The sequence below is a fragment of the Plectonema cf. radiosum LEGE 06105 genome, assembly GCF_015207665.1.
Lineage (GTDB): Bacteria > Cyanobacteriota > Cyanobacteriia > Cyanobacteriales > Nostocaceae > Rivularia > Rivularia radiosa_A.
Map to the genome: position 1 here is coordinate 38,138 of NZ_JADEWL010000040.1, position 11,269 is coordinate 49,406.

General features: G+C 39.1%; 8 protein-coding genes. 6 read left to right on the forward strand and 2 right to left on the reverse strand.

Translation table 11 applies throughout. The features are described 5' to 3' along the window. Positions 1–119 precede the first annotated feature (119 nt). Entirely contained in the window at positions 120–2,324 is a 2,205-nt protein-coding gene (locus tag IQ247_RS13960) for a M48 family metalloprotease (RefSeq protein ID WP_193920903.1), read from the reverse strand. A gap of 268 nt (positions 2,325–2,592) precedes the next feature. Further along, a complete protein-coding gene (gene prfC / locus IQ247_RS13965) occupies positions 2,593–4,215 on the reverse strand; it encodes a peptide chain release factor 3 (RefSeq protein ID WP_193920905.1) in 1,623 nt (540 codons plus the stop codon). A 135-nt stretch (positions 4,216–4,350) separates the two neighbouring features. Between prfC and IQ247_RS13970 the strand changes: the two genes are divergently transcribed. From IQ247_RS13970 to secF, 6 genes are all read left to right on the forward strand, one after another. Then, positions 4,351–4,704: a DUF4870 domain-containing protein gene (locus IQ247_RS13970; RefSeq protein WP_193920907.1), complete on the forward strand. Its 354-nt coding sequence runs from the start codon at positions 4,351–4,353 to the stop codon at positions 4,702–4,704. An 800-nt stretch (positions 4,705–5,504) separates the two neighbouring features. After that, positions 5,505–6,485, forward strand: a complete 981-nt coding sequence (gene hemB, locus IQ247_RS13975) for a porphobilinogen synthase (protein WP_193920909.1) — start codon at positions 5,505–5,507, stop codon at positions 6,483–6,485. Positions 6,486–6,906: 421 nt separating this feature from the next. Beyond that, positions 6,907–7,251, forward strand: a complete 345-nt coding sequence (locus IQ247_RS13980) for a helix-turn-helix domain-containing protein (protein WP_193920911.1) — start codon at positions 6,907–6,909, stop codon at positions 7,249–7,251. A 383-nt stretch (positions 7,252–7,634) separates the two neighbouring features. Beyond that, positions 7,635–8,618 (forward strand): alpha-ketoacid dehydrogenase subunit beta, encoded by a 984-nt coding sequence (locus IQ247_RS13985; RefSeq protein WP_193920913.1) that lies wholly within the window; start codon positions 7,635–7,637, stop codon positions 8,616–8,618. Between the two features lie 180 nt (positions 8,619–8,798). Continuing rightward, positions 8,799–10,220 (forward strand): protein translocase subunit SecD, encoded by a 1,422-nt coding sequence (gene secD, locus IQ247_RS13990; protein WP_193920915.1) that lies wholly within the window; start codon positions 8,799–8,801, stop codon positions 10,218–10,220. Beyond that, on the forward strand, positions 10,217–11,170 hold the full coding sequence (gene secF, locus IQ247_RS13995) for a protein translocase subunit SecF (protein WP_193920917.1): 954 nt from the start codon (positions 10,217–10,219) through the stop codon (positions 11,168–11,170). The genes secD and secF overlap by 4 nt, the downstream gene beginning before the upstream one ends. Positions 11,171–11,269 lie beyond the last annotated feature (99 nt).

Sequence of the window (11,269 nt, forward strand, 5' to 3'; positions counted from 1 at the left end):
TAAAGCCTTGTAATGGTTTTGGGTTGCATTGGTTATTGTTAATAAATGTAACATTTGATTTGAGATTTCGCAACTTTTATTTACAAAAAGATTTCCACTGAATCAGAAGGACTAATAAATTAGCTGGTCAAAATAATGTAAGCACCCCAAGCGAAAGTAGCTACCGTCAAAATAGTAGACCAAATGGGATGAGGACTATTGACCATTTTGCCACTTTGGGTTTTTAAAGTTTGAATATCCAACCAAGGTGTTGCACCTCGTCGTAACCAGCCAGTGACTGAAACTCTTCTACCGATAAAGTCTTGGGCGTTGAGAGATTGTCCCAACCAGGAGACATGATGTAATTTGACCAAACTCAAACCTACTTGGAGAATTAAATCTTGTCCTAAATAGTTGCGACTACCGCGACGACCTAATAATTTTCCGGAAAACTCCACTGCGGTACTGTTTATGGGTAAGGTAGCTGGATTTGTAAATAATTCTGGTAAAGACTCAGAAGTTTGTAAATCTTCAGATTTAATATCAACAAACAAGGAATTTATTCTAATTAAACTACCCAGACTAAAACCGATCAGCATAAAACCTGTAACGAATTTCCAGTCGTCGTATATCCACTTGAGGTTAATTAAATGCACTGCAAATGCTGCGTACCAAGCCAACCGAAAAAGCAAAGCTGATGCTGCACCAAATAAAATGCCTAAAAAAGGAGAGATTTGTAATAGAAATGACTCACGCTTCAATTTTAAACACTGCTGACTTTCCAGGTAGAGTTCAGGTTCAACGTGCCAGTACTCAGCGATTTTACATAGTTCTCGCAACCGTTCCCCCATCAAGGGATGGCTGTTATTAATTAAAAACCATTGCCGGTAGGGATTAAGACAATCCCACATTAACAACGACTCAAAGGTGGTGTTTGCAGCGATACTACCCAAAGATAAACTTTGTTTGTAACCAACTGGTATTAACAGGTTTAAAGTTTCTAATTGCCAAGGTGTTTGTTCTGAATTAGCAATATTATTCGCAATCCCAATCGCACTTTTGAGCAAACCGCGAATCAATCCGTTGGGGTTTCCAGTGACTTCCGCACCAATTCGATCGTTTTGGTAAATTCTTTTTTGAGATAACCACAAACCAGTTCCCGTAAGTAACAGCCAAATTCCATAAACACCATTACCAATAATTCCTAGAACTGTGCATCCGATGCGGTTGGGTATATTATCGGCTTGTTGACAAATCCATTGATATAGTTGATAAACCGGAATTGTCACTAATACCATTACAGACATTACAGTACAATCTATACGAGCAATTTGTCCCAATTGACAACCAACGATCGCCGCTATTTCATCATCTGCTAATTGTTCTAAAAGTCCCTGACTGACTACAATGTGAGCGGTGCGAGGTAAATGACCGAAAGTAAATGCGATTGGTGCGACTATCGGTAAAATTCCTAGTTGTGGCAATTTCCAACCTCTTGGTTGACAATAGCGTTGTAGTACTCGCACTGATTCACGAGAATAAGTATTTAAAGTTTCTCTTGATAAAGTTTTTTTTGCGTAAAATCTACAGAGCAGCCAATCGATTAACCACGGTGAAACAGCCGTTAATATCGTAAATATGCCCAACAAAAACAAGGTGGGATTTTTGTATAAAAATTGTATGGGTTCTAAAAATGGCAGCGCAACTAAAATATCATTGATTAATTTCATTACTAGCTGTATCAGCCCTCGTACCACCCAAAACAAAGCAATGAAAGTTCCAACCCCCAACAATCGCAAGCGAAGAAAATTTCTTTTTGGTAATGGTTGCCATACTTTTGCTCTTCTTCCCAAACGCCAATGGATATTTGCTTGCTTATGGGCTACTTGCTCACCGTCAGGTTTTGTTTGGATTTGTGCGGGAAGTTTTTTTAATTGCGAACTTGAAAATGATGGAGGTGGAGGTGGAGGAGTAGAAGATGATATCAATTCCTCTATTTGTTCAACTCGCTCTGATTCTTCTTTTGAGGATTCAAAAGCAACAAATCCCGTTGAGTAGAGTTGCTGTTGGGGATATTTTTTTTTCAGTTGTTTTAAAGACTTTTCTGCCCATTGTTTAATTTGGGAATTATTGGTTTGAGTGAGAGATTCACACACCGCGATCGCCATTTGAATTTCGCCGTCTTTAGAATAAGCTACAACTAAAGCAACTTGGGCTTGTAAGCTGCGATGAATATCACTATCTCTAGCGGCAACGTCTTCTAAAATGATTTTTGCTGTACGGTAATCTTCTTGTTTGAGGGCAGCTAAGCCAGCCTCTAAAGATGATTTAGAATGTGAAGACATAAATATTTTATTCTCTCACTAAGCACATTTAAAAAAATTAAAAAATTAAAAAAAAAACTTACATTTTTGGATTGAAGTCGCGTTTCGATCAAAATTTTGCAGATGTTACAGATAATTATCTTCAAAACCTTATCAACGACAATTAATTACGCAATATTACTTATATAATCACTCCTAATTTATATAAACTTTACCTATTACCTATTACTTATTATTTATTACCTCCCCAATGGTGAAAAGGTGACCGGCGTTCCCCGGTCAATTAGAATTAAGAAGTTGATGTTTGCCCAGATACGGGTGCTATGGCAGTTAATTTCAATTCCGGATGGTCTTGTTGTAATTGAGTGGTGTTCCATTCATTGCGGAATAGTAATACTGGTCTTCCCATACTATCTTTCATCGTGGTGGTATTGAATAAACGTCCCACTTTTTCCAAGGCTTCCCAACCTCCTTCTACCCAACGAGCAACGCTGTAAGGCAAAGGTTCTAAAAGGGTTTCTACACCATACTCGTTTTCCAAACGATACTGTACCACTTCAAACTGTAGCTGGCCGACTGCTGCCAAAACTGGATCGCGCTTCGATTCATCCACAGAGTACATAATTTGTACAGCTCCTTCTTCACGCAATTCCGTGATACCTTTTTGAAATTGCTTGAATTTTGAAGGATTGGGATTTCTGAGAATGGCAAACAACTCAGGTGAAAAATAGGGAATACCTTCATATTCTATTTTTTTACCAGTGTAAATTGTATCGCCAATTGCAAAAACACCGGGATTATTTAAACCAATCACATCCCCTGGATAAGCTTCATCAAGAGATTCTCGTTCTTGAGCAAACAATTTTTGCGGACGAGATAAACGTACCGTTTTACCAGTACGAGCGTGACTGACTGTCATATCTTTTTCAAACCGACCAGTACATACACGGATAAATGCGACGCGATCGCGATGTTTGGGGTCCATGTTGGCTTGCAGTTTGAACACAAAACCGGAAAAATCTGGGTAAGTGGGAGGAACTTCACCCAGACTGCTTTCATGAGAACCTGGTTTGAGAGCGTATTGCAGAAAATTGTTGAGGAATAATTCTACACCAAAATTAGTCATCGCCGACCCGAAAAATACCGGGGTCATTTTGCCTTGATGTACTAAATCTATATCCAACTCAGGTCCAACTCCATCCAACAATTCCAAATCGTTTTTGAGTTGATAATAAAGGTCTTGTTCTAAAAGTTCTTCGATTTTGGCATCCCCTAAATCAACAATCGTATTTGCAGCTTCTTTACTACCGTGAGCGCTTCTTTCAAACAAGTGAATTTTTTGCTGTTGACGGTCAAGCACACCTTTAAATCGGTCTCCCATCCCAATCGGCCAGTTTACCGCATAAGTCTGTAAGTTTAATTCTTGCTCAATTTCGTCTAAAAGTTCTAATGGTTCTCTTCCGGGACGGTCGAGTTTATTTACAAATGTGAAAATTGGAATACCCCGCATTTTGCAAACTTCAAATAATTTCCGCGTCTGGGGTTCCAAACCTTTTGCGACATCAATCAACATGACTGCATTATCGGCAGCGCTGAGAGTACGATAGGTATCTTCACTAAAATCTTGGTGTCCGGGAGTATCTAATAAATTTATTTGGCAATTTTCGTACTCGAATTGCAACACTGTTGAGGTAATCGAAATACCCCGTTGCTGTTCCATTGCCATCCAGTCAGAAGTTGCTTTACGCTGCGCTCGACGAGCTTTTACCGAACCAGCTTCATGAATTGCACCTCCGTACAATAGTAATTTTTCAGTCAGCGTGGTTTTACCGGCATCAGGGTGAGAAATAATGGCAAAATTACGACGGCGTTCAACTTCTTCGTAAATTTCTGTCTTAAGTTCAGTTGACATAAGTTATTCGTTTGATTGTATTCTATCTAAAAGTTAAGTTTTTGTAGTTAAGCGCGATTCTTTTTAATCTTAAGACAACTATCAAGGTTATTGGTTCGTTATATAATTCAAAAGCTTAATGTCAGGGAGACAAAAATGTACGATATCGATAGGCGAAAGCTTTTATCAGCTATATCTCACGGAGCAATTTTTTTTAGTTCTACACTAATTTCTATTGCCATTCCCATTTTTATACTTTTTACCACTGAAGATCCAGTTGTGAAAAGCAATGCCAAAGAAGCCATCAATTTCCACTTTAATGTTTGGCTGTATGTACTGATTATTACAATACTAGCTCCTATACTAGCTACTCTCACTTTCGGTTTGCTGGGTTTTCTGTTCAGTCTTTGGTTTCTCATCCATTGGGGACTCACTATTTGGGCGCTTTTTCACGTTTTAGGAGACTCGGAGCAACCTTTTCGCTATCCTTTCATATTTAGAGTCTTTTAGTCACACTGTTTGACTATTCACACACACAAATCAACCTAATTTTTTAATTAGGTAAAAAAGTCACAATACAAGCTGATCACTTGCATCCCTCACACTTCATTTTCTAATTAAGTTGCTTTACCTACTAACTAACTTCTTGATTATTTGCTCAAAATATTGATTTTTCATTTCATTTTTCAAAGATACATTTACCTCACTCATCAAAGCAGGCTGCGAGCAAAGACAAAAAATTAATTATTTTATTATTAAGTCTTAATTTCAGACTCAGTTATTTGAAGGCAAAATTACAAGTTGTTACAATCTATTTACAAAATGATTACTTTCCATTAAACCCGGAAATTAAATATGCGTCAATCGAAATTCTTGTAGAGAGGCAAAATTTCACCTCTCTAAATTCTTTTTCGGAGATGTCTATGGTAAAAATTAATCTTTAAATAATATTTCCAAAATAGCTTTTGTAACCTTTTTTGAGATATATATACATCTAGCTGTAAAACACAAAATTGCCCCACATCTTCTCAGACAGTAGGGCATTTGACAGTTAAGCGCTCTTTGTAGTTTGCCCTTGATAAGTATAATTTTGTTCTCAGTTTGTGACGCTTTCAATTGCGTCCATAAAAAATTGACAATTGACAATGGTTAATGAAAAATCAATTCTCTCTAAAAGCAATAGGATTGAACCGAAGACGGCAACCTTTTTCTTTTTTTCTCCTTAAAAGGAGAAGTCTTAAACCAAATTAATCAATTGTCAATTATCAATTGTCCATTGATAAAAGTTTTCCTTAGTGCTGATAAAATTTATGTTTCCTACCCATCGTCCCCGTCGTCTGCGTACCCATCCTCAATTGCGCCGTATGGTACGCGAAACCGTATTAAATACAAGCGATTTAATTTATCCCTTGTTTGCTGTACCAGGTGAAGGTATAGCCAACGAAGTCAAATCGATGCCGGGAGTTTTTCAACTTTCTCCTGACAAAATTGTTGAAGAAGCCAAGGAAGTTTATGGGTTAGGAATTCCAGCTGTGATTTTATTTGGGATTCCTGAAGATAAAGATATAGAAGCGACTGGTGCTTGGCATGATTGCGGTATCGTTCAAAAAGCCGCTACTGCCATCAAGGAAGCAGTTCCAGATTTGATTGTGATTGCTGACACTTGCTTGTGCGAGTATACCAGTCACGGTCATTGCGGTTATTTACAAGTAGGCGATTTAAGCGGTAGAGTTTTGAATGACCCGACTTTAGAATTGCTCAAAAAAACAGCTGTATCCCAAGCTAAAGCCGGTGCCGATATTATTGCTCCTTCCGGAATGATGGACGGTTTTGTCCAGGCTATTCGTTTAGGTTTGGATGAAGCAGGCTTCCAAGATACACCAATTATGTCCTACGCTGCCAAATACGCTTCTTCCTACTATGGACCATTCCGCGATGCAGCTGATTCATCACCGCAATTTGGCGATCGCCGAACTTATCAAATGGACCCAGGAAATTCTCGCGAAGCCATCAAGGAAATAGAATTGGATATTGCCGAAGGGGCTGATATGTTAATGGTCAAGCCTGCTTTGTCCTATATGGATGTAATTTGGCAGGTCAAACAAGCTTGCAATCTACCAGTTGCAGCTTACAATGTTTCCGGCGAATACTCCATGATTAAAGCCGCAGCCCTCAATGGCTGGATTGACGAAGAGCGGGTAGTACTTGAAACTTTAACCAGCTTTAAACGTGCTGGTGCCGATTTGATTTTAACCTACCATGCCAAAGATGCAGCCCGATGGTTGAAATAAATCGACAAAAACAAAGGCACCCATCTTAGAACAATCAAACCATCACTCTCTCTCGATGTAAAATTTTGCGTCGAGACTTTAATAAATAATAAGTAAGTTATCAATTATCAATAGTATTTGTGAACTATTAGGGGAAATAAATCCGATCGCGATCGCAAGATAAATAGACGTGAACCGGAGAAATTTGCTCATATCTATACAATTGGATTGAAAACATCTATCTTTATGTATAGATTTAGTAGAGAAAAATCGAAAAAAGTGGTTAAAAGACAGTAGAACATTGCAGTATGGTTAGATTGTCATACGGGTATGCAATATCCTATAAAATAATTATAGTTAACAAACAATTTTCAGTTGGCATTTTTACGTCAATTGATTTAATAAATACAATTAATGAGTTTTAAAAAGGGAGCATTAAGATATGGATATGCAAGTCCTGAGAGAACGTGCTGGACTCAGCCGTGCAGAAGTAGCCTTCAGGCTTGCAATCAGTGAAACAAGCGTTCGCAACTGGGAAGCGGGACGAACCGAACCAACCATGACACCGAAAAAATACTGGGATGCGTTGCGTTTGTTAAAATGTACACCAGAAGAACTGGCACAAGCAAGCGAAAAATCAATTAATCAAAGACACAAACGCAAACCGGGAAGACCAAGAAGATTTCCAGAAAATCAGTTTCCGGCAGCTTCCGGAACAAATGAGTCTGGTACGAGCATAGCTCAAGTAAATTCTGTAGAAGATTCAACAGTTTCTTTTAATCGTTAAATCTCATAGCTTGGGCTTGGGCGATTAACTAGTAGTCCACCACATTAATTTTGAGGGGTAACGCGTTCGTAGTGCGTTGGCGTAGCCTGCCCCGAAGGGGGATACGTCCCGCTCGCTCGAAGCCACCAGCGAGCTAGAAGCTCGCACTACCCCAACCCCTCAAAACTTATGTGGTGCAGTACTAGTATTGCGCTTCATTAGTTATGCGAGGTTGTCGCTAAAGAGCGAGACTCCGACACTACCAATGAATTATTTATTTAAGATAAATTTACTTGGTAATCCCAGAACAATTTAGGAATTTTGCATAACTCGTATTATTTTTACCGTATTTTTCACAGAGACGCGATAATATTCTAAAGCAATATTCCTATCTTTTTGGTCTAATGGCAGAAACACTATTTTTTAACGCTTTACAACAAGCCATTGATGAAGAAATGGCACGAGATAAAACCGTGATGATACTTGGTGAAGATGTAGGACACTATGGTGGTTCCTACAAAGTTACCAAAGACCTACACGAAAAATATGGCGAATTGAGAGTATTAGATACACCGATAGCCGAAAATAGTTTTACAGGAATGGCGATCGGTGCCGCAATGACAGGGTTAAGACCGATTATCGAAGGCATGAATATGGGCTTTTTGCTATTAGCCTTCAACCAAATATCTAACAATGCCGGAATGTTGCGCTACACTTCCGGGGGTAATTTTAAAATTCCTCTAGTAATTCGCGGTCCCGGTGGTGTCGGAAGACAATTAGGTGCAGAACATTCCCAGCGTTTGGAAGCTTATTTTCAAGCTGTTCCGGGATTAAAAATTGTTGCTTGTTCCACCCCTTATAATGCCAAAGGTTTATTAAAATCAGCCATACGCGATAATAATCCGGTATTGTTCTTTGAACACGTACTACTTTATAACTTAAAAGAAAATTTACCCGAAGAAGAATATCTGCTGCCATTAAATAAAGCAGAAATCGTCCGTAGCGGGAAAGATGTCACAATCTTGACTTATTCACGGATGCGTCATCATGTAATGCAAGCCGTGAAAACTCTAGAAAAATCGGGCTTTGACCCAGAAGTGATTGATTTAATATCTTTAAAACCATTAGATTTTGATACCATTAGTGAATCTATACGCAAAACCCACCGAGTAATTATTGTCGAAGAATGCATGAGAACCGGGGGAGTAGCCGCAGAAATTATTGCTTCAATTAACGAACGCTTGTTTGATGAATTAGATGCACCCGTACTGCGACTTTCTTCTCAAGATATTCCTACACCTTATAACGGTAACTTGGAAAAATTGACAATTGTTCAACCAGAGCAAATCGTCGAAGCAGTCGAAAAAATGGTTGCGGCAAGAGTCTAAAGGAGTGAGGAGTTAGGAGTTAGGAGTTAGTTGAGAGTTGACAGTTATTTTAAACCTTTAACCTTTCTTTTTTGACCTTTGACATACAGACCTTTGACCTTTAGTAAAATTTATAACTCTTTACTCATAAATGATAAAGAAGCGCTATTATAGCGTTTGTCGCGATGAAGCGGGGATGGTATGCAAAAAGAGCGATCGCTATTAGCCTTGATTATATTTCTGGTAATTGCCGCAGTCACGGTGATTGCTACAATTCCTGTGCCTTTGGGGCTAGATTTACGGGGAGGTTCGCAACTGACTATTCAGGTTAAGACTACTCCAGAAATTAAGCAAATAGGTGAACGGGAACTCGAAGCGGTACAAACAGTTCTCGGAAATCGAGTCAATGGATTGGGAGTTTCCGAACCCGTAATTCAAACCGCAGGCAACGATAAAATTTTGGTTCAGTTACCTGGAGTTAGCAACCCAGAACAAGCCGAACGGGTGTTGGGTGGTACGGCACAATTAGAATTTATGACACAAAAGCCAGGAACAGAAACTCAACTTTTTGCTTTACGAGCTAATAATGAACAACTCAAAGCCAAACAGGAAGAATTACGTTCCGGTAACGATAGCGCTGCAATTGAAAAAAATCAACAAGAACTAAAAACAAATCAAAAGGCGATTGTTGAATTATTTGAAAGTTTAGATCCACCCCTAACGGGTAAATATCTAACTAATGCTAACCCTTTAGACCCCCAACAAGGTGGTAGTGGCTGGAGTGCAGCACTTCAGTTTAATCAAGAAGGTGGTAAATTATTTGCCGATTTAACTAAAAATCTCGCAGGTACCGGGCGGGTTATTGGTATTTTTCTTGATAATGAATTAATTAGTGCTGCTTCTGTAGGACCGCAATTTGCAAACACCGGAATTACTGGTGGAAATGCTGTCATTGAAGGTAATTTTACAGCTCAGGAAGCTCAAGACTTAGCAGTACAGTTGCGCGGTGGTTCCCTACCAGTACCCATAGAAATTGTCGAAAACCGTACAGTCGGTGCCACATTGGGTAGAGATAGCATCCAACGCAGTATTTACGCTGGTGTTGGTGGTTTGATTTTAGTATTAATATTTATGGTGGTTTATTACAGACTACCAGGAGTAATTGCCGATTTGTCTCTGGTAATTTATGCGCTTCTGACTTGGGCTTGTTTCGCTTTGTTAGGCGTAACTTTAACTTTACCTGGGATTGCTGGTTTTATCCTGAGTATTGGTATGGCTGTTGATGCCAACGTTCTCATTTTTGAGCGCACGCGGGAAGAATTGCGAGCTGGTAAATCCCTTTATCGTTCTGTCGAATCTGGTTTTTACCGAGCATTTTCTAGTATTTTAGATAGCAATGTTACTACATTGATTGCCTGTGCAGCCTTGTTTTGGCTGGGATTTGGTTTAGTCAAAGGCTTTGCCGTAACTTTGGCTGTAGGTGTAGCAGTTAGTATGTTTACAGCAGTAACTTGTAGCCGCACGTTCATGTTTTTAGCAATCAGAAATGATTCAATCCGACGCAACCCTGAACTTTTCTGCCCTAATCTACCAAGTTCAAATAAAGCAGAGGTAGCGAAATGAAACTTAGTATTAATAAATCGCGAACTCTGTGGTGGGGTATTTCTGTTGCGATCATTTTAGCTGGCATCATCTCGATGGTGATTTCTTGGCAACAGATTGGCGCTCCTTTACGTCCTAGTTTGGATTTTATCGGAGGTACACGGTTACAATTTGAACGAGATTGTAGTTTACCCAATAACTGCGATCGACCAGTTGATATCAATGAAGTCCGAGAAGTTGTAGTATCCCAAGAATTAGCTGACAGCAGCATTCAAATTATCGCCGACAGCGAAACTGGTGAAAGAAATGGGGTATTAATTCGCACCAAAACTCTGGATGTCGAAAAACGCACTCAGTTGCAAACTGCCTTAAGCGAAAAAATTGGTACTTTTGATCCGCAAAAAACTCAAATTGATACTGTTGGACCCACTTTAGGAAGACAATTATTTAATACTGGAGTCACTGCTTTAATAGTGTCTTTTTTGGGTATTGTAATTTACCTGTCTTTTCGATTTAAGTTGGATTACGCAGTGTTTGCCATTGTGGCTACTTTTCACGACCTGTTAATGACTGCGGGGCTTTTTTCAATATTTGGATTGCTATTTGGTACGGAAGTAGATAGTTTATTTATTGTTGCTTTACTTACCATCACTGGGTTCTCTGTTAACGATACTGTAGTAATTTACGATCGCATCCGCGAAACTCTCGAAGCAAATCCCGATCGTTCCATAACCGAAGTTGTAGACGATGCAGTAAATCAAACTTTAGGACGGTCACTAAATACCACTTTGACAACTTTACTATCATTAGTTGCAATCTTTCTATTCGGTGGAGAAACCTTAAAAAACTTTGCTTTAGCCCTAATTATTGGTTTTATCACCGGAGCATATTCTAGTATTTTTATTGCTAGTACACTTCTAACTTGGTGGCGCGAACGTCAAGAAGGTCAAAGGTTAGAGGTTAAAGGTTAAAGGTCAAAGGTTAAAGGTCAAAGGTTAAAGGTTAAAGGTTAGAGGTTAGAGGTTAAAGGTTAAAGGTTAAAGAACTCCGGTGGTTATCCCCCCATCTCC

Coding starts and splice junctions, on each gene's coding strand:
- IQ247_RS13960 (WP_193920903.1), bottom strand. CDS start 2,324: ATGTCTTCACATTCTAAATCATCTTTAGAGGCTGGCTTAGCTGCCCTC.
- prfC (WP_193920905.1), bottom strand. CDS start 4,215: ATGTCAACTGAACTTAAGACAGAAATTTACGAAGAAGTTGAACGCCGT.
- IQ247_RS13970 (WP_193920907.1), top strand. CDS start 4,351: ATGTACGATATCGATAGGCGAAAGCTTTTATCAGCTATATCTCACGGA.
- hemB (WP_193920909.1), top strand. CDS start 5,505: ATGTTTCCTACCCATCGTCCCCGTCGTCTGCGTACCCATCCTCAATTG.
- IQ247_RS13980 (WP_193920911.1), top strand. CDS start 6,907: ATGGATATGCAAGTCCTGAGAGAACGTGCTGGACTCAGCCGTGCAGAA.
- IQ247_RS13985 (WP_193920913.1), top strand. CDS start 7,635: ATGGCAGAAACACTATTTTTTAACGCTTTACAACAAGCCATTGATGAA.
- secD (WP_193920915.1), top strand. CDS start 8,799: ATGCAAAAAGAGCGATCGCTATTAGCCTTGATTATATTTCTGGTAATT.
- secF (WP_193920917.1), top strand. CDS start 10,217: ATGAAACTTAGTATTAATAAATCGCGAACTCTGTGGTGGGGTATTTCT.